Genomic DNA, 19,037 nt, shown 5'->3' on the forward strand with positions numbered 1-19,037 from the left:
CAACCAGTTCGCCATAATGTTCGGCGAGCGCTTCGACGCTTGAGTATCTGAAACCGCATGGACCGGGCCAGATACACAGAGTTCATGACACTCCCAGGCGACCCGGGAGACTGACGGGAGCGTCACCTCCGAAACCCGCTTCTTCGCGCTGTCCTGGATGCCGACGCCAGAGGTCATGCTGAAAACAGTCCGTGCCCACTGGGCCATCGAGAACGCCCTGCACTGGCAGCTCGACGTGTCGTTCCGTGAAGACGCAGCACGCAACCGAAAGGACAACGGCCCCGGCAACATCGCTGTTCTGCGTCGCCGCGCGCTCGACGTCGTCCGCAGGGACACCTCCAAGGGCTCGCTCTCAATCAAGCTAAAGCGCGCAGGCTGGGATGACGACTTCCTTCGGTCGGTTCTCAATGGCTTCGCCGAGACGTGAGGCCAACTGCGATTGCCCTGGTTGCCCGATTGGCGCGTGGGCTGATCGTGTACTTCGCGCCGCGCGGCCCAAAGGACAATGACGCGGTCGATTTCGACAGGTTCAGCGTGACGCCAGGGGCCAGACGCACGCGACGACAAAAACGGAAAGCCATTATGCGCCCCGTCGCTTGCTGGCACGCGGCTCGCGTTCATCAAAATACGCCCTATCCTCTATCAACAGCGCAGTATGTATTTCCTCAACTTCTACCTGCCAGACGCGTTCTAGATCCATTAGATCGTCAGCATCATCAGGGTGGCGCAGCTTCATCATCTGAACCAGAGCGCTATATGACGTTCAAGTAGGTGCGTCCGCTGTTGCAGGTAAACCGCCCGGAGGCTCATTTTGACCAACCCGCATTCACCCGCAGCTGGTCAATCGTGTCGATTGCATCCTCAAGGGTCTTTTCGCAACCGAACTTTTCGCTCTGCGTCATATTCGGATTTCCCTTGATCGCACCAAGCCCTGCCTGAAGTGCGTTCTGCAGTTCAGCACCACGATCATGGCCATGGAGTGTCGCCTCGCTGATCAGAATCTGGAGCATCATGTTCTGCGCCACCAACTGTCCCGCAAGCACTTCAATATCGTCTTTCCGCTTCAAAGCCATTCCTTTCGTAAACTCAGTGATACGTCATTGATCCATCGCTATTTATCTCGGGGATTGGATTATCGTCACGATTAAACATGGCTGATACTGCGGCATAAACTGGATCACCGTTGGCCAAGACATCACCGTCTGCCAGCATTTTTTGCAGACGGCTCGCATCATCGTCAGTATCGCCCATGGGCCATAATGCCGAACTCGCCAAACGCCTTTTTCGTGTCATTAAGCTGTGAAGGAGGCAGTCGAATGAGTTGTGCTGGTACCCGGGGTGAATTGCCATCGGGACGTGAACAGTGACGGGCCTGGTCTGCCCGATGCGGTGGACACGATCGTTGCACTGCTCCTCCACAGCCGGGTTCCACCAGCGTGACAGGTGAATCACATGCGTGGCTGCCGTTAGAGTCAACCCGGTCCCCGCCGCCTTAGGGCCGAGAACCAGAAGATCAAAGCCCTCATCGCGGTCGAGGTGTCTTTGGAATCGGTTTACAATCTCTTGGCGACGCGGGATCGGGGTGCTTCCGTTGATTAGGTCGACACGGAGAAGACTGAACTCCCGTTTCGTGAGCTCGATGAACCGGTGCTGCATTTTCACGTGCTCGATGAAGACCAGCGCGCGCTCGCCCCGGTCCCGCACCCCGCGCAGGATGTCCATCGCCGCCGAGAGACGGGCGGACATGCTGATATAGGTTTCGTCCTCCGTCGGTGACGACGCGTCCGGGTGTACGGAAACGGATCGGATATGATGGAGCATCTTGAGTGCGCCGCCTCGGGTACCGGAGGCTAGCTTTCCACGCGCCTTCTCGTAAGCGGCGGCCTGCGGTTCCGGCATGAGCCGCGGATGGAGATGGCGCGATTTTTCTGGAAGGTCACGGGCAACATCCTCTTTCAGACGACGCAGCGCAACCGGGGGAAGGCCGCTCTGCGGCTCGAACATTAGCGAATAGAGCTCGCGCATGTTCCCCTCCGCCGGCTCCCCGAACCTATCTCGGAACACCTTCAGCGAGCCCAGACGGCCCGGGGTAAGCTGCTCCATGATCGCCCAGAGGTCGACCGTACTGTTCTCGATAGGGGTGCCGGTCAGCCCGACCCGAAAATCCGCGTTGACCGCGAGCGCTGCCTTTGCGCGCAAGCTAACGGGGTTTTTCACCGCCTGAATTTCGTCGAACACGGCGGTCGAGAAGGGGATCTTCGCCAGCGAATGCTGGTAGTTCGTCAACGTCGTGTAGGTGGTCAGCACCCAGTAACGATGCCCGCGCCCCTCATCGATCGCCTCCTCCAGATCGCGCAGATCCAGCAGCGCGTTTCCGCTATCGGTTTCGATGCCCTGCTGACCGGGTCGCTTCTTTCCTCCGAGGGCTGACCCGTAGAGCCGGACCACGTTGCCGAGTCCGGGCGCCCGCAAGTGTTTGTCGACCTCTTCCTCCCAGTTCACAAGCAGCGAGGTGGGTGCCACCACGAGGACTGGCCCGGCTCGCCCGGCTTCCGATCGGGACATGTTCTCCTTCATCCACGCGAGAAATGCGATCGCCTGAAGGGTTTTCCCTAGCCCTTGCTCATCCGCGTTCAAGATCCCTGGCAGTCCTGCAGCCCAAGCCTCCAGCTCCCATAGAAAACTCTCCGTCTGGTGCCCTTTGAGGGCTGATTTAACCACTTCCGGGAGCGTGTCCGGGGCGAGCCGGGTGCGCGGGCGGATCTTTGCAGCCCAGGTGAGGTCCTCGAGGTTGTCGGCGGTGTCGAGAATGATCGGCCCGATCCGCGGATCGATCTCCTCCTCGATCACCGGCTTAGTTTCCGGCTCTTCCAGGCTACGGATGGCTTCGAGACGCTGCTCGAGCGCGGCGCGGCTTGTTGGGGTCGCGGGGATTTCCGCGCCGTTGACGTTCACCGACGGCTCTCCAGCCGCGATCGCTGCGTCCACTTGATGGATGAGCCGCTCGACCTGATCCGGGGGCATCGCCTCGATCTTCTCAGCCGCCGCTCCGGTGAACGCCTCAGGCAGCCAGGTTGTCCCGGACCCAGTGATTTCGAGTGCCGGTTTCTCATAGACGGTGAGCCCGATCACCCGTTCGGAGTATTCCCGTGTTTCGACGAAGGCGGGCTCCGCCATCTGCTCGATCAGCTCCTGCTCCTGGGCCGGCGACAGCCCCTCCAGTTTGCCCCTTGATCGCAGATGGTCCGTGACCGCTTCCGTGATCCTTTGACGTGGGTTGCGAACGAACGCGGCCCGGGTGACCGGATCCGCTCGTTGCATGTCCGTCATCACCTTGAGGACCGGGGCGGCGGCGGAGTCCACGACCAGGTAACTCTGCGCGCCGAGCTTGTAAGCGGGGCGGGCGCCTCGGGCGAAGGCCTTGTCCTGGAAAGCCCGAAGCCGACCCTCCTGCAGCTCCGCTTCCGCCTCGCTGATCTGCTCCCCGTCACGTTCCGCGGCCTCGACCGTCTCGCCGAGAAACGGGATGATCGCGAACTGGTCTTCGCCCCGCGGGCTGATCGAGAACCGGTCCGTCAGGGTCACCTCGAGCCCGGAAAGGAAATCGGTCATCCCGAGGCGTGCCTCCGCGTCGGCCCGGTCCATCCGGACCCCAGGCTCGAGGGCGCGCCGAAAACGGGCGAGCGCCTCCCAGTGCTCGTCGAGGTCAGAGCCGGCCCGGAACCGGTCCGCCACCTCGAGCGTGTCCAGCATCCATCCGGGAAGGCGGCGAAGTCCGTCGGCCCCGTCGCCCGAGGTCTCCAGGATCGCGCCGGTCCGATGGGCGATTTCCTTGCGGCCCGCCCGGACCCAGTCATGGGTCAGGCGGAAATCGGGGCTGCCGATCTGGCCCATGACGTCCGTGCGCAGGGTAAGGTCCACCAAAGGGGGAAGACCGAGCGCGTCCGCCGTCTCCGAGGAGAGCGCGCTCAGCGTCCTGTGAGAGAGCCGAATCCGGTCACTCCTGATCTCCACCTGATCGCCAGCCTCCTCGGCGGTGGCTCGTAGATCGGCCAACGCGAAGCTCAGCCGCTTATCGTGATCGAAATCCGGATCAGTCCCGCGTGAGAGGAGCCGGTCCAGCAGAGACTGGCGCGACCTGAACTCGAGGGTGACCCCGTCCTGATCATAGGTCAGCTGGATCATTTTCGTCCGTCCTTTCCGCCCCGGCGCAGCTCCTCATAGAGCATTTGAAGCTCCGCGACCTCTGTCGAACGAAGGTCTTGGCTTCGCTCTCTGAGCTTCCGCACAGCGACCGCGAGAGCCTTGCGCTGATCGAACGTGCGCTTCCACATACCGAGATCCTCAAGCGCGTCCGCATGCGCGCGAAGGAGATCAAGGCGCCCCACGGCGTGATCCGGGAGCGGCGGGAACTTCTGGTCGCCAGATACCGCGGCTTTTTTCGGAACGGTCGTGGACTCGGCGGGCTGACCCGATACCGCAGGAGGGGCAGAAGATGACGCGAACAGATCATCCAGCTCCACACCGCTCGTTTTCAGGTTGAGCAGCAGATACTCCAGCGCGTTTCTCAAACGGAGCGGAGGATCACCCTTGACCGCTCGAACCCATGCCAACGCTTCTCTGGACTTCGGCGACAAGGCTGGTCGTGTTCGACCGTTCTCGGTCGCCTCAAGATACCCTAGAACCGCTGCGGCGGCCGCAGGACCGTAGGCGATCATCCGGTCCGTGAGACTGGGGAACCGGGCCTGTTTCAAGGAGGCCGCATCGCCATAGTGGGGTTTCACCGGCTCCGGGGCCTCAGGCTGAACGCGCATGGCTGCAGCAACGCTTGCAGGAGGTGCGACAGCTCGACTGGCAGGGCTGGTGAGTCCATTACCGGAGGATGGTCGCGTGGCACCTCTCGAACTGAACAGGTCTTGACCGGAGTTAGAGGACCCGACACCGCGCTGAACAGGCTGACGATCAGAGTAGCCCGGTTTTGCGGGATGCAGTGGTGGCACGTATCTTGGTTTCGGCGGACGCGGCCTGAAAACCTTCGTGTAGGGCCGGGTCTGTTGCGACCGCGGCACATCCGCGTTGATCATGTCCCTGACCCAGCGGCTCCAGAGCGGAATACTGCCGTGTGATTTTGAGGCGGCCGATGCCCTGCGATCTGAAGCGCGCATGATCTGCTCACAATCATACCCCTCATCGAACAGCTTCGGTGCCATCGGGTCCGAGATGTCGAAAACATGCGTCCGGTAGCTGTGACACCCGTCCACCATGATCTTGTTGCCGATCTTCATGATCAGGAGGGATGTGTTCTGGCGCGCCTGCTGATACCCGACCCGAGTATAGGCGTTCTTGGCATCCTGACGCATGAGGTGCTGGCGCGCGTACTCGAAGCCTTCCTTGGACAACGCTGCCCAAGCGGCGTCTATCAGGCCTTCATCATAAAGCTTTAGCCAGAAATCCCGGCGCGGTGGCCACATCGCGTCCTTCTGGGTAGCGTCTACGACCCCGGTGAAGAAGCGCATGTCTTCCCGTGTCAGCCAGCGATGCACGATCGCCATGTAGCGCTCGTCAATGCCGCCCCACACCCCGCCGGACTTGATCCGCGGATCCCCGTATAGCTCGATCAGGGTTTCCACGAGGTAGGATCTGAACTTATCCTCAGGATTTTTTTCCAACCAGGGATGGATCAGGGCTTCGATCGCCGGCTCCGCTCCACTGTTTCGACCCTCCTCCTTGCCCGATGGACGTAGCCATCTGATGTACCAGTCGATCAGGTTCCGCTCGGACAAATGCGGCCGGACGAGAGAGGTCAAGGACAGGTGGGCCAGATCCATGAACCCGCCGCCATGCGGGTTGCGAACCCCGAGACGGAGGAGTTCCGTGTAAGGGTCAGACATCTTCGACATCCGGGCCGCGAGCCGACTCGGACCTGACACGGGATCCATGAGTTCCGGAATAGCCTCCAGAAGAATACGCCCGGTTGCGCTCATCCGCGGAGCCGCCGCGCTAAGTACGGTCGCGAGAGCGGTTGTGTGTGAACCTTCGGGAGCGTAGCTGTCGAGATAGGCGCGCAGCAGCCCGGACAGGAAGGTCTCGGATGTTGATACGGCGATCTCGGCGTAGAGGAAGTCTCGCGTCCGAGCCAGATCGGGACGGCTCCGGCGTTCTGCATCGAAAACGGCCGAAGCTGCAGCGACCATGAAAGAGAGCCGGGTCTCCTCCCAATCGCTGCGTTCAACACGATCCCGGAGCTTCTGGGCCAGCGCCTCGCGCTCTTTCTCGGTTGTGGCCACCTGAACGTCAGGCCAGCGTTCCCGCACCCGGTCAGCAGCCGCGCTTAGGTATCGCAGCTCCGGAACCTCCAGAGACGAGAGTTGCCCCGCTTTTTCGAGCGCTTCGAAGAGGCTCATTCCGATCCCCCCGCAGCGCGCAGCGCATCCAACCGGCGCCCGACTTCTTCCACCTCCTCGACGGTACTGGGCGCGTACATGATGATGCGAAGATCGATGCGCCGGTTCGCGGCCTTCCCCTGTGATGTCGCGTTCAACGTTATCGGACGCATTTCTCCGTAGCCCGAGACAGACATGACGGGTTGACCACGGATATTTTGATGCAAAAGAAGCGAAGGGTTCTCGCTAAACATCACCAGAAATGTCGCATTGGCTCTATCCGTGGAAAGACCAAGATTGTAAGCGTCCGACCCGTCGCTATCCGTGTGACCTTCGATTTGGACTGCCTCGATAAGGGCGCTACCGCTGTTACAGTCTGGTCCCCGAACCGCGCGTTCGCCTACCGTGAAACAAATGAGGATTGCGTCGAGTAATTGACCAATTGTGTCGACGATTTCTCTCTCACGTCCGACGAGTGTTCTGGAGTCTGGACGGAATAGTCCTTCTCCTTGAAACCTGAGCGCGTCCTGTTCTGGGCTGATTACCACGACGTCCTCCAAACGAGGAAATGCCTCAACAAGCCTGCTTCTTAGCTCTTCCAGAATTATAAGCCGCTGTTCGATCCCTTCCGAAAGATAAGCCTCGAGAGGGTTCGGAGCCCTGAGCCTTTCGATCTCCTCCCGCAAACGCTCGATCTCTTCGACAAGCTGGTCGACCCGGGAACGCAGCTGCTCGTTTTCCTCCTCAAGTTCAGCAACCCGGTCCCCGAGCGCCTCATTTTCATCACGCAGCTGGTCCAGTTCACTGCGCAGCCGATCTCGCTCGGCGGCAACCGTCTCCAACTCGGACGTGACGCGGGCAAGTTCCGCCTCGAGGGCCTCAACCGAGGCGCGCAGATCCTGGTTCTCGACACGCAGGTCGTCGCGCTCCTGACGGACCCTCTCATATGCGGTCAGGGGGACTGTCTCGTCATCGTTGAGCTGGGTCGCGAAGAAGGCGAGCAGGATCATGATGATCAGAAGGAAGCTGATCGTCATGTCCGTCATCGTGACGAAAACGGATTCCTCCTCCTCCGCGCGTGCCCGGTTTCGCTCCAGCCTGCGCATGCTCAGCGCCTCTGCTCAGGACGAAACTTCTCAGCCTGGTCAACGATCTCACGCATCGTGTCCAGCGCGGGTGCCAGCTCGCCGTTCATCTTGCGGACATGCTCAGCAAACGTGTCGAGCGACGTCCTGACATGAGAGGCAAACTGATTGAATGCCGCGCCAAGCTTGTCATCCATGTCGTCGATCTGTTCACGCTGGCGCTCCATATGGTCCAGCGCCTCCCCCAACTTCGTGAGGGACGTCTCAATAAGTTTCTGCTCCGCACTCAGCGCGGCTTTTGCCGCGTCCAGAACCCGCGCGGCGTTCTCCGCGGTCTCCCTTGAAGACCTAGTGACGGTCTCGGCGGCGTCCGCCGTGCTCTTCGCGAGCCCAGTGGTCGCGGTTTCGATCCGCTCCACACTGCTTCTGACCGGCCCGGCCGCCGCTTGCAGGTCACGCGAGGCGGTTGTGAGAGTTTCCGCCGCAGACCGGGTCGCCTCTCCGCCGGACTTGATGAGACCTGCCGCAGTCGCGATCTGACCGGACCCGTCTTTCAGCCGGTCCGCCATCTTGTCGAGCTGATCCACTACCTGGGTGATCGGCTCCACTAGATCGGCCCGGATCTTCTCGCGGAACTCGCCCGAGGCGGACAGGAGATCCTGCCCGCTGCGGGTGACTATGTCCGCCATCCCGCGGCCCGCCTCGGAGATCGCCCCTTCGACCTCCGCGCCGGCCGTTTCCATCCGGGAGCGGACCGCATCGGATCCGCTGGCGGCGGCGGCGTCGAGCTCCTCGCGGAACGTTCCGGCAGAGGCGCGCATATCCGCAGCTGCCTCTTTCAGCGCGTCCGCCCCCTCAGCGGTGTTGCGCCGGATACCCTCCAGCGTCTCGTTCATGATTTCGAGGAGCTTCTCTGCGCCGGCGTTCAAGGTTCCGTCCGTCGTTTCAGCAGCGGACGCAAGACGGGCTGATAGGTCCTCCGCCGCCTTGGCGAGCTTCTCGATGGAGGCTTCCATCTCCTGTCCCATCTGTCCGGAGCTCCGGTCCATGCGGTCAGTTAGGCTCGCGATCTTATCTCCCGCGGCGGAAAGCTGCGCGCTTGCGTCGGAAAGCGCCTGGCCAACGTCCTCTGCAAAACGGGAAGAGAGATCGGTCACCATCTGACCGACCCCGTCGGCCCCCGCTTTGCCGACTTTGTCCAGTAGCGGGGCCATGGCGGTGCTGATCGAGCTGGAAATCGATTCTGGGATCTCCTTCTGAAGGGACCGGCCGAGCTCAGCCACTAGCGTGGTCCCGATCTCCATGAAGCTGTCCTTCTGGCCACGCGCAATCGCGAGCTGCTCCATCGCGACCTCCTCAAGGCTGATGAAGCTCAGTCGACTCTCGAAATCGGCGCAGAGCGTGTGGATCCGACGCTCCACATTGCCCGTAAGCCAGCGCAGGACAATCGTGAAGATGATCGACGCCAGAAGCCCCGTCAGGGACATGATGAACTTGGCGGACGCCGCACCGAGCAGGCCGTCGAGGGACGAGCGCATTTCCTCAGGAGACGCGTCGCTCAGCCCGGTGATCTGCTGAAGCGCCGATATGAGGCCGAGGAAGGTGAGGAACAGCCCGACCGTCACGAACAACCCCGGCATATAACGCGAGAACCCCGGGCCGAAATGAAGATCCTCGAGGTTGAAGAAACTTGAGGGGCGCACGCTGTTTCGCAGGACCGGCCGATCGGCGCCCTTTTCCTCGATCAGGGTTTCGCGAAACTCGTCCCAGGCGGCTGTGATGTGTACGTATCCTGTTCGGGTCCGGACCTTTTTCGCCTCTTGGCTGATCTTGTTCACCTGTTCGGCAAACTCGGACTCGTCTTTTGCAGTCCGGACCTGTCCTTCCAGCCAACGTAAGGCGGTCAGCTTTCTGCGGGCACTGATCCCCACAACCAGAACGGAAATAAGGAGCCAGAACAGGATCCCGATCGAAACGAGGCCGGGCGCCTGCTCTTCGGTCAGAAACGAGGACACCCAAAAAATGAACTGGGACATGCCCGTCCCAATATCTGCAAAAAACTCCACCGCCGTCTTCCTTCCTGCTCACCGCTTCAATTCTGGTGATATTCTTTTGCACATGAATAAAAGAGATTTTGAGGCCAAACGTTCTTAGCTGAGTTCAATCTTCGACTGTAGTTTCGGAAATCACTGATCACGTCCCGACCTCCTCCGGATCGTTTGGCTCTCCGGGTCATATTCCAGTTCATGAAGGGTGCCGTCCTTAATCGCCTGCACGGCTTGGCTCACATGCTCGGGCAGCACGTAGAACCACTCTCGCGGATAGACCTTCCTGCCGAACCTATCTGTAATCCATAGATCGCGCGGTCGGGCCGCATCAAAGAACCTGTGTAGGAGCCCTTCTACCTTGCGCCAGGACAAGTTCACGAGGTCATAGGTCGCGACTACCTCCACGGGGGCGAGCAGGAAAGTCGGGTCGTTGCGCGCGTCCGCAATCCGGCGCCGGACCTCCTGCGTCGTCACCCCGATCTTGAGCAGGATGTTCCGAACCTCGGCGATCTGTGCTTCCTTGGACCTGCTTCGCACCACGTAGACGGTCCCGGTCAGGTCGAGCCGGTCCCCCTCGTATTCTGGGTCGAGCGGGCCGAGACCATGCCGGTGGATTGCGCGCGCGGTCGGGTCGTCGGCCAAGGCCTTCCGGAATGAGGAAAGGAGCGGGTCGCTCTCCGTCCCGTTCGAGAAGATGATCCGGAGCCGGTGATCCCGCTTTCCGGCGCGAGCGGTCATCTCCGCCTTCTCTGCCACGTAGGTCAGGAGCCCCTTGCGGATGAAGATGGACCCCTCCTCGACCCTGACCTCCTCCTTGTGGGTTATCGGGCGCACCTCACGTTCACCGGCCTCAAGCGCGGCCTGGGCCCGCTCGAACATGTCCCGGAACCGGTCGAAGTCGTGGCACGGGTAGAACTCCGCCCGGTGGTCCGGGACCAGGCGGTCCTCCGCCGGGGTGACGTTCCGGATCGTCGTGAACGCGTCCGAGACCTCAAGCGCCTCATCGTCGAAGATGTCGTCAAGGGAGGTGGGGACCTCATGCTCATCCGGCTCGTCGCGCCAGTCCCGCTCCTGCGCGGCGGGCGCAGGTCTCAGATCAAACGCGGCCCCGGATAGAAGACCGTTCCGATCCACGTCAACCAGATCGGGCGCCTCCCCCTTGGCAACCAGCCTTCCCCAGATCATTCCAAGGCGCATCTCATCGTGATCGACCGCCCCAGCGTCCGGTACCCGGCCATGCTGATCAAAAAATGCATTTACCTCGGCGACCAACTCTGCGTCTCGCTCCCGCTCAGGAGATCGGGTGGCCCGGGATCGCAAGGTCACGTTCAGAAGACCTAGCTCGTCATTTTCCTCTAGAATTTCCTCAATCGACCGATATCGGGGCATCATTCACACACCACCCTGAGCAGCACGCATCCGCTCAGCCTTTTTCGTGCGAATGTAAGCGTGGGCCTCTGCGAGGCGGCGCTCTAGGTCGTCCGGCGAGTTCGGGTTCGGGGGGCGCCCCTCCTGGGTGGTGAACCGCTTGATCCGAGGCCAGAGTACAAGCGCCTCTTCTTCAGTCATTTGTATGCGCTGAGCAACCATGGCGCTCTGGATTTGTTGGAGCAGGGGTGTATCGAGCGCCTTGGATGCGATATCGAACCCCTCACGAAACGGATTGATGGAGTCGATCAGATCGATGTCCAGTTCACGAACATTAATGAATTTCTTGACCATCCGAATCAGGTTCAGCGCGTCAGGCGCGGTCGGCTCATCTTTGGCTCCATCAGTAGACTCCCCTTCGTCGATGCCAGCAGCACCTGTTTCCAGTTCCTTCTGGGCCTCCCGGCGCGCAATGGCGGCAATGTTCATCCGGGCTGCCAGATCCTGCCGGATCGCTTCTGTCTCGTCCGGGGTAAGGTTCTCGTAGGTCTTCTCGATAATGTCGGTCAGAACCAGCTGGGTTGCGACCTCGGGCGCCACATCATCCGCCACGGTTCGACGGTCCATCTGCTGGCATGCTTTGGCCACCAGCTCATGCATGTCGTTTTCGACGATTTCTCGTGCGCGTGCCGTCGGCGGAACCAACAAACCACCGATGCCAATATGAACGCGCCCCTCGCTGTCGACTTCGACGGGCGGACGTGTGTCGCCATCCTCGCGCCGGTAGAAACGGAAGTTCGGTTGAAGGACTTGTTCCATCAGCAGCGCACCCGAGATCGCCTTGAGCATGTCGTTGACAGCGTCCGTGACCACGCCGGTCTCGACTCCAGGCTCTGCAACCAGATTGGTGAACTGGGCATGGCGCTTGCCTGGCGCGTCGCGGGTCGCACGGCCAATGATCTGGATGATCTCTGTCAGCGATGATCGATAGCCAATGGTCAGCGCGTGCTCGCACCAGACCCAGTCGAACCCCTCTTTTGCCATCCCTAGCGCGATGATCAGATCCACCTTTGCGCGATCCGCCACGTCGTCGCGCTTGCCGTCCGGCCCGACGATCTCGCGCGTCAGTGCGGCCTTCACCCGATCCCGCTCCGGCCCATCGTCTACCAAGTCTGCGACCTTCAGTATGCGACCATCGGAAAGCCGGACGAGATCAAAACCTGTTTGTTCATCCCGTCCGATCACCTCGCCGATGCAGCTCAGGATTGCCCCGACCTCGGATTGTTTGACGTCATAGGCCTCGGCCGAGCCGCGGTGCGGGATGTGGATGATGGTTTTCAGCTCAGGTTTCAAAACCTCGGGGATCGCGCTGATATACTGATCCCGGTAGAAGCTGTATGAAATCCCGAGACTTTTCAGGAAACGGTACCCGTCCAGTTGCTCGAAATAGCTGTAGGTGATCGACCGGAACCGCGCCTCATCTCCGGGCCGCAGCACCGGGATGCTGTCGCCGCGAAAATAGGACCCGGTCATCGCCATTACATGTGCCTGCCCCCGGTTAAGGATGCGGCGGAGGATTTCGCCCAGCCGGTTGTCATCTCCCGCGCTGACATGGTGGAATTCGTCGATAGCGATCAGACAATCGTCGAAGGCGGCCGTCCCCTCCTGCTCGGCGATCTCATCAAAGGCAAAGCGGAAAGTGGCGTGTGTACACACCAGAACCCGGTCCCCGGACGCCATGAACTCCTTGACCGCGCGCACCTTGCGGCTGGTCGCCCCTTCCTCTGCCCCGTTCAGGCAAAGGTTCCAGCGTGGATCCACCTGCCAGTCCGCAAAGAAACCATAGGTCGTGAGGTCGGTGGACCGGAACGAGGCCCCGATCGAGGTTTCGGGGACGCAAACGATGACCTTGCCGACCCCCTGATTTTCCAGCTTGTCGAGCGCCACGAACATCAGTGCGCGGGACTTACCGGCAGCGGGCGGCGCCTTGAGCAGGATGAACTGGGCCGCGCGGGCGTCATAGACGCGGGCCTGCATGGGGCGCATGCCCATGGGGTTCGGTGTCTGGGTCTTGCCTGTCTGGCCATAGGTGACGCGAACGAAATCGGACATCAGGCGGCCCCCTTCTTCAGCTTTTTCACCCGCGCGGCATAGAGTTTGAACAGATGCTCCAGTCGCTCGGTGTCATTACGAAACGGGCGACCGATATACATGCTCTCCAACAGATCATCATTCGCCTTGTGAACAGCGCGTAGCTCGTCGGGCATCTTATCGGCGTCATAGAGATCCGCAATCGTAGCAGGATAATGTCCATATCGAGTGCGCAAAATTTGCCGTGCGGCTTGGTCAAGATTCTCGAGTTGAGTTTGCGTAAAAGAAGGAATTGGAAAACTATTGTAGACAATCTTCACAGAATATCGGAATCCATTCCCAATCCTTCCACCCACAGCAGAAAGCCATATTCTGTGCATTCTAGAGGAAACTATTGCCACCACATGTAGGTCAGCATAGTATACCGCAAAAGCTTCTTTACTTAGAACAACATTCGGACCGACCATTACTGCAGGTATGTAAAGACGATCCGATGACTGTGAGTTTGGTATCGCAACCGAAGGTGCGGACTGGTAAGTCTGGTAGCAGAACCTATGTGGCTTGCCCGCCGATTTCCTTGCATCTCTACCAGCCGATTCTCTATATTTTCTGCATGCTGCAACTCGCCTTGAGATAGCTGGGATTTCCAAAGCCTCAGAAATATCACTATCTTCAATCCATATGCAAAAACGATCACTTTCTTCAATTAGCTCATCACCACCGATGTATGGCTTTATGAACCGCTCTGCAGCGGGATAAGTTTCCAAAATCGAGGCGCGATCCGTTGCTGAAAGTGAAAGGTGGCGCCCATCCACAGGGTTGCTGCCCATCACCATACGCGGCATTTTAAACATAGGTTTTGAAACTGGCACCACTGGAATAAACGGGCCAATCGTCAGGTATGGACTGACCTCAGCGCCGGTCGAGACGAGATCTTCGTCAAACAGCTTAGCTTGAGTCGGTTTTGCTGGCCCAACCCCGATAATCGTCACCCATACGCCAGCGTTATCAGCCGCTGAGTTCCTCCACATAAACGGTCGATAGGCAAAATGTATGTGCGCGGTATCAGAAAGAAGTTTCGACCACATTGGCGCGACTTGCTCACCTTGGCAGATCGAACTTGTTGCGACGAAAGCGAAGCTCGCCTTACCGCCGGAAAACTGTGCCGCCTTAAAGAACCATGCTGACACATAATCCAGCAGCAAGACATCAGACAGTCCACAGGCGATCATATCCTGCGTCTGCCACGGCTTCCGCTTCTTCGCGCCGACATATGGAGGGTTCCCCGCTATAAATACCTCACCGCCATCCTGAGGCGGCGGGCAAACTTGCTCCCAATCAATCTGAAGGGCGTTGTCGCAGACAATGTTTGCCGCGTCCCGAAGCGGCAGGTCGGCTGGCTTACGCCCAAACGCCTCCTTAAACACTGCGTTCGCCTGATACTCCGCGATAAACAGCGCCAGCTTTGCCGTTTCGACAGCGAAGTCGGTCAGCTCGATCCCATAAAAGTTTCGGATCGGCACCACCGACCACATCTCGGTCTGGCTCCCCCCCGAAAGCTCGGCCAGCTGTGTTAGGATCCTTATCTCGCGCTCTCGCAAGGACCGATAGGCGACTACAAGGAAGTTGCCCGAGCCACAGGCAGGGTCAAACACCCTGATCTTTGCGATCCGGTCCAGCACTTGCCGCAAGGCCCGCTCGCGATCCCAAGCATTATCGATTTCGGCGTCCAGATCATCAAGGAACAAGGGCCCCAGTACCTTCATGATGTTCGGCACGCTGGTGTAGTGCATCCCGAGTTCAGAGCGCAGCTCGGCGTTCGCCACCGACTGGATCATCGAGCCAAAGATGTCCGGGTTGATCCCTGTCCATTTCTCGGCGCAGACATCCTTGAGGTATCGGGTGGCGGTCACGTCAAAGACCGGCGCGTCGATCCGCCCGGCGAAAAGCCCGCCGTTGACGTACTCAAATTCTCGCGTCCAGGCGGGCAGCGCGCCTCTGTCCGATTGTGGCGTGTTCATCGCGGTGAAGGCGTTGACCAGCACCTCCCGCATCCCCTCGCCCCGGTCACCAGCATGGGTGAAGATGAGGCGGCTGAACTGATCCTCCGGGAAGATCCCGACATCCTCGGCGAACATGCAGAAGATCAGCCGGGTCATCAGCTGGTTCATGTCATGCTGGCGGGCCTTTTCGGCCCAATCCGGGTTTTTGCGGATCAGGGCGTCGTAAAGCTTGGCCAGTTTGCCCGCGACCTTGACGTCAACAGGGTTTTCCTCGGCCGCCCGATAGCGCTCCTTGCCGGCGGCGGGAAGGAAGAAGCCGAACCGGTCTCCAAGGTCGGAGAATGAGCAGAAAAGCGTATCGCCGGACTTGGGATGCTCAGCGGCCACCTCTACGCCGTCTGTGGCGATCAGGATGGCCGGTTTGTGCTTCGCATTCCGCTTGCTGGCCCGCAAAGCATCAAGAGAAGCCGCGCTCATCCCGAGCAGGGCCGGTGCGAAATGGAACTTCTGGTTCAGAAGGACACCGCCCGGAATGTCGGACTTGTTGTAGGTGCCACCCTTGAGCTTTGCGATAGTTGCCGGCGCGTTGTCTGTCGCCAGAGCGAACTCGAACGGAAATTCGGTAGCCTGAAATGATTTTCTCGCGAGGTTGGCCAGCGCCTCATAGATCTCGGTGGGATTCATGCGTTGACCTTCGGCACTGAATTCTGACTGATCAAGACGATCTGCTGATCTTGCGGTCTGCGCGCAGCAGGATCGGTATCAAGCCCAAGGCGCTTAAGTGCATAGAACAGAAGTGCCTGGCGCACCGGTATCCGGGCGCACCCTCCATCCATGCCGTAATCCATCTCGATCGCACGTCGCTGTGTGGACGCGAGATCAGGATGAGGGCCGATCTCGAGCACCACTTCATTGTGCCAGTCGGCGTCAGCCTGCGGATCTGCGGTGATCGGGCCCTGTTCGCCAATCTCGACGATGCGGGAAATCAGAAAGTCCTTGAACACCTGATCATTCCGACAGAACGCACGCGCGTGCCAGCGGAAGCCGTCAAAGGCCAGGGAATGTGGCTCGATCCAGCGCGCGCTGGGCTCGAGGCGGGACATCGACTGGTAGGTTACCTTAATGGCTGCGGGCCCGTGGATCGCGGCCAGCACTCCGCGCAGAGTCTCGGGGGCAATACCGCGCGCGGGCGTCGGCGTCGCCTCATAGCCCGGAAATACACTGATCCAGCTCTGCTCTCGCGAGACCAGGCCCTGATCGACGGCGCGCAGCTGTGCGAGATAGTCTTCGGCGCTGGGCGTAAAGAAATGAGGCTTGAAGCTCCGTCCTCGGACATAGGCGCGCTGGCTCTTGTCGTAGACGAGGTTGCGCTTCCATTTCTCTGCGTAACCCGCGAGGTCTAGGGAAGCCTGCTGAAGCGAGATGCCAAAGGTTTCCATCAGATCGGAACGGTTGATCCGACCCTGCCAGAACACCCTGAACTCGATGAACTCGTTACGCCGCTCCGCGCCCCAGTTCAGTTGCTTGACCTTCTTGCGCGGCACGCGGTCCCTTTCCTGCAATTGCCGCAAGTATAGAACTAAAAATTAGTCCCTCGCAATAAAATGAGTCACGCAGTCGAACCGGCTATTAAAGCTGGAAATCTGGCGGATCGAATCTCTGAAGGTAAGTCGCAATTTCGGCAACCAAGGCTTGATCGAGCCCATCGTCGATCCGCATCTCGTCCAGTGCGGTCCGTGAACGATCCTTGGTGGTCCATCCAGTCTCAGGTATATCCGGCGCTGACCAGCGCTCCAGCAACCACGCCTGGTACTGCCCGCGCTCTTCCGCCGAGAGCAGCTCAGGAGCGTGAAATGCCACCAGCCGGCGGCCAAGTTGGCGCAGACGGGGATCTACAAGCGAGGCAACGATCTCCTGACGTCCTGGCCAGTCCGCGCGCTGAAACTCCGCGAGCAGCGCCTTGTCGGTGTGGCCGTAGAAGCCGCCGTAGATCTGCTTCTCGACCGGAGGGGTGGGCGCAGCGGGATCCTCGGGGAAGCGCGCGGCCAGAGCCTGCCCCACGCGCGCCCGGAACTCAGGCGCATGGGCGATCATCTTGGCGCGGCGCAACTGCTCTGCGCTGGGCGCCGGCACGGAGAGCAACGCGGGCGACTTGTTGATGGAGAAGGCCCGGATGACCTTGGGGGTGGCATCGACGGCGGCAAAGACCGCCGCGTCATCGGCCGCCAGCAGTTCGACCGGATCGGCGGCATCCAGATCAAAGAAGGCCGCCTGATTGGGGTTGTTGACCGAGGTGCCGCAGAAGCAGCCGATGGTCGCGCGCGGCAGGCCGCCCCCGAACCGCTCGACCAGCGCCATGGGCTGGAAGGTCTCGAGGTTGGCATGGACATGCGCCTTCTCGCGGTTGGCCAGCAGCTCTGCCCAGAGTGCCGGTGCGCGCTGGGCGATCTGGCGGGTGATATGGATGGTCGCCTCGACATCGCCGAGCGCGTCGTGGGCATTGTGCGCGGCAAAGCCATTCAGCGGCGCGATGCGGTCCAGCTTGAAGCGCACCCGGCCATCGGCATCGACGGGCCAGTTGAAAAAATCTGGCAGGCGATACCAGACGGCGTAGAGCGCGGTCAGCACGTCGAAGCGCGTGTTACCGTTGAACTGGGTGGCGAAGATGTCGGGCTGCAGGTTCTGGTAGAAAGCCTGGCGCAGCATTTCTTCGTCGAAGCGGATGCTGTTGAACCCCGTCCAGATCGCGGGCGACCATCGCTCGATCAGCGCGCCGATCTCCTGCGTGAACTCGAAGAGCGTCGGAAGAGCTGGATGCACCAGCTGCGTTGGGCGCACGCCGGTCACCGCCAGCGCCCATGGCGATGGGATGATATGGGGCGCGATGCGGCATCGCAGATTGACCCGCTCGATCTCCCTGAATTCACCATCCGTCAGAATAGCGGCAAATTGCAGGGGATGGTCGAAGGCGGGCGAAATGCCGGTGGTCTCGAGATCGTAGAAGGCGAAATTCATCATTGCAGCTTAACTGGCACCAGAGAGTCCGTCATCCTGCAAAGCGCGCGTCAGGAACCTCGGGGCGCAGCCCTTATTGCACTGCGATCGGCCGGAGCATGTCGTCTGTGTCGAGCTTCAGCGCACTGCGCCAGAGCGGGGCCTTGAACACATGGCAGACATGCTTGCCGGCTGCGTCCTCGCGGGTCTCCATCAGCAAACCGGCCCATTCAAGCGGCCGCAGGACGCAGGAAGAGAACGCGGCCATCTCCCGCCACCCTGCCGTGTGCCAGTCCTTCGGCTCACCGTAGAAGGCTTCGAACAAGGCGGCTTCCGTCGTGCCGTGATCCGCTTCGACGTTGATCACGTTCATCCAGACATCCCACTTGCCGAAGGGACGCTCGTCAAAGCGCGCATAGGAGGCGTGATCGATCCGGAGGACGAAGTAGGGGATCAGTTCGGCAAACAGGCGACCGGGGGAGTGCGCCAGCTCGGCACCCCGCTTGGTCAGCCGGAACTCGCCCTTGTAGTGCCGCCCGAGGCGGAGGGAGATCAGCAGCTGATGCAGCACTTCAAGCGGCGGGAATTCGTATTCATTGATGACCTTGCTGAAGCGGAACATCTCTTCCGCGCTTTTGCCCGGCCAGCTGAAATGCTCGACGGCCCAATGCACGAAGACGCGCTTGAATGCCTTGGTCTTGGTCAGGCCGATCGATCCGTGATCCTGCGCGAATTGCAGGGTCAATAGCGCGCCGCGCAGCAGCGGCGAATGCGCGAGATCGGGATGGTTATCAGGGAGCAGGCGGAATTCGATCATGGCGCGAAGTTGCCACAGGCTGTGTCGCGTTTCCATGCGTCACGCGCTGAAGGCACGCGCCGTGATGATGGCGCTGAGAATTGCACCAACTATCTCCGCATGGCTTGCGGCGTTTTTGCTTTTGCTAGCGAAGGATTCGCCAAGGGATGAGACGGTAATCCCCCCCTTTTTAACGGGGTTCGTCCGTAGAGTTCACGCGGCCATTTTCAGTTTCATAGCGGGGGTGATGCCGCCGATGCCCATGTTGG

General features: G+C 60.4%; 13 protein-coding genes and 1 pseudogene. 2 read left to right on the top strand and 12 right to left on the bottom strand.

Annotated elements, in window-relative coordinates:
• Positions 1-106: 106 nt before the first annotated feature.
• Positions 107-427: pseudogene (locus tag ACSSV8_RS18740) on the top strand (ISAs1 family transposase); the annotation flags it as partial.
• Here the strand turns inward: ACSSV8_RS18740 and ACSSV8_RS18745 are convergent.
• The 12 genes from ACSSV8_RS18745 to ACSSV8_RS18800 form a co-directional block, all read right to left on the bottom strand.
• Positions 405-581: a DUF4236 domain-containing protein gene (locus ACSSV8_RS18745; RefSeq protein ID WP_454283473.1), complete on the bottom strand. Its 177-nt coding sequence runs from the start codon at positions 579-581 to the stop codon at positions 405-407. The pseudogene ACSSV8_RS18740 and the gene ACSSV8_RS18745 sit on opposite strands and share 23 nt — an antisense overlap.
• Before the next feature lie 225 nt (positions 582-806).
• Complete coding sequence (locus ACSSV8_RS18750; RefSeq protein WP_454283474.1) at positions 807-1,067, bottom strand: hypothetical protein; 261 nt, start codon at positions 1,065-1,067, stop codon at positions 807-809.
• Between the two features lie 19 nt (positions 1,068-1,086).
• Positions 1,087-4,185 carry a DEAD/DEAH box helicase gene (locus ACSSV8_RS18755; RefSeq protein ID WP_454283475.1) on the bottom strand — a complete coding sequence of 1,033 codons (3,099 nt, stop codon included), beginning with the start codon at positions 4,183-4,185 and terminating at the stop codon, positions 1,087-1,089.
• On the bottom strand, positions 4,182-6,404 hold the full coding sequence (locus tag ACSSV8_RS18760) for an EH signature domain-containing protein (protein ID WP_454283476.1): 2,223 nt from the start codon (positions 6,402-6,404) through the stop codon (positions 4,182-4,184). The genes ACSSV8_RS18755 and ACSSV8_RS18760 overlap by 4 nt, the downstream gene beginning before the upstream one ends.
• Positions 6,401-7,489 (bottom strand): OmpA family protein, encoded by a 1,089-nt coding sequence (locus ACSSV8_RS18765; protein WP_454283477.1) that lies wholly within the window; start codon positions 7,487-7,489, stop codon positions 6,401-6,403. Before ACSSV8_RS18765 ends, ACSSV8_RS18760 begins: the two co-directional genes overlap by 4 nt.
• A 2-nt stretch (positions 7,490-7,491) precedes the next feature.
• Positions 7,492-9,534: an anti-phage ZorAB system protein ZorA gene (gene zorA, locus ACSSV8_RS18770; protein WP_454283478.1), complete on the bottom strand. Its 2,043-nt coding sequence runs from the start codon at positions 9,532-9,534 to the stop codon at positions 7,492-7,494.
• 120 nt (positions 9,535-9,654) lie between these two features.
• On the bottom strand, positions 9,655-10,908 hold the full coding sequence (locus tag ACSSV8_RS18775) for a GIY-YIG nuclease family protein (RefSeq protein WP_454283479.1): 1,254 nt from the start codon (positions 10,906-10,908) through the stop codon (positions 9,655-9,657).
• Positions 10,909-12,996: a DEAD/DEAH box helicase gene (locus tag ACSSV8_RS18780; RefSeq protein WP_454283480.1), complete on the bottom strand. Its 2,088-nt coding sequence runs from the start codon at positions 12,994-12,996 to the stop codon at positions 10,909-10,911. It lies immediately after the preceding gene.
• On the bottom strand, positions 12,996-15,662 hold the full coding sequence (locus ACSSV8_RS18785; protein WP_454283481.1) for a class I SAM-dependent DNA methyltransferase: 2,667 nt from the start codon (positions 15,660-15,662) through the stop codon (positions 12,996-12,998). The genes ACSSV8_RS18780 and ACSSV8_RS18785 overlap by 1 nt, the downstream gene beginning before the upstream one ends.
• Positions 15,659-16,417: a WYL domain-containing protein gene (locus tag ACSSV8_RS18790; RefSeq protein ID WP_454283485.1), complete on the bottom strand. Its 759-nt coding sequence runs from the start codon at positions 16,415-16,417 to the stop codon at positions 15,659-15,661. Before ACSSV8_RS18790 ends, ACSSV8_RS18785 begins: the two co-directional genes overlap by 4 nt.
• Before the next feature lie 190 nt (positions 16,418-16,607).
• Positions 16,608-17,993 carry an exonuclease domain-containing protein gene (locus ACSSV8_RS18795; RefSeq protein WP_454283482.1) on the bottom strand — a complete coding sequence of 462 codons (1,386 nt, stop codon included), beginning with the start codon at positions 17,991-17,993 and terminating at the stop codon, positions 16,608-16,610.
• Between the two features lie 73 nt (positions 17,994-18,066).
• Positions 18,067-18,825, bottom strand: a complete 759-nt coding sequence (locus tag ACSSV8_RS18800) for a hypothetical protein (protein ID WP_454283483.1) — start codon at positions 18,823-18,825, stop codon at positions 18,067-18,069.
• On the opposite strand from ACSSV8_RS18800, the gene ACSSV8_RS18805 reads away from it, so the two are divergent.
• Positions 18,824-19,037, top strand: a 214-nt coding sequence (locus tag ACSSV8_RS18805) for a hypothetical protein (RefSeq protein WP_454283484.1), incomplete at its 3' end; no start/stop codon positions are given. The genes ACSSV8_RS18800 and ACSSV8_RS18805 overlap by 2 nt on opposite strands.

It is taken from the genome of Roseovarius sp. MBR-79 (assembly GCF_053628555.1).